Annotated in this window: 1 protein-coding gene; it reads right to left on the reverse strand. The window is 57.2% G+C overall.

Annotation, left to right across the window (positions count from 1 at the left end; translation table 11 throughout):
• Nucleotides 1-133 precede the first annotated feature (133 nt).
• A partial coding sequence (locus ACTNBU_RS12735; RefSeq protein WP_441034467.1) for a hypothetical protein occupies nucleotides 134-439 on the reverse strand: 306 nt, incomplete at its 5' end.

Consider the following 439-nt stretch of genomic DNA (forward strand, 5'->3'; position numbering starts at 1 on the left):
GATTCCACGATCCAGCTTCCCTCGTTCAAGCATCTTTCATCACCCATGCTTATTTTACCATATAAATGCGAAAAAGCCCAGCTATGCTCGACTTTTTCGACAGCCTGAAGCGGGGACATTCGTCCCCGCTTCATCAGCTTGTCGAAAGACCCTGTCTGAAGGAAAAGAATTCCTTTTTTGCAGGGGGAGTACGAGGGGGCAACCGGCGAAGCGCCGCCAGCGGCGGAAAAAGCGAACCGGTTGCGAGGAAGCGGCGCGATTCCCGGCCCAAAAGAGGCCGGAAATCGCAATGCCGCGACGGTGTCCGGGAGCCCCCTCGTGTTGGATCGAATGCCTGCAAAAAGCCTGTGTCAGCAGGCGTTTGCGCCGCGCAGCGGCAGCTTTTCGGCCCGCTGCGCGGGCAGAAAAGCGAGGCATTGTGAAGGCTGTCGAAAAAGTC

It is taken from the genome of Dysosmobacter sp. HCP28S3_G4, assembly GCF_052065175.1.
Taxonomy (GTDB): Bacteria; Bacillota; Clostridia; order Oscillospirales; family Oscillospiraceae; genus Oscillibacter.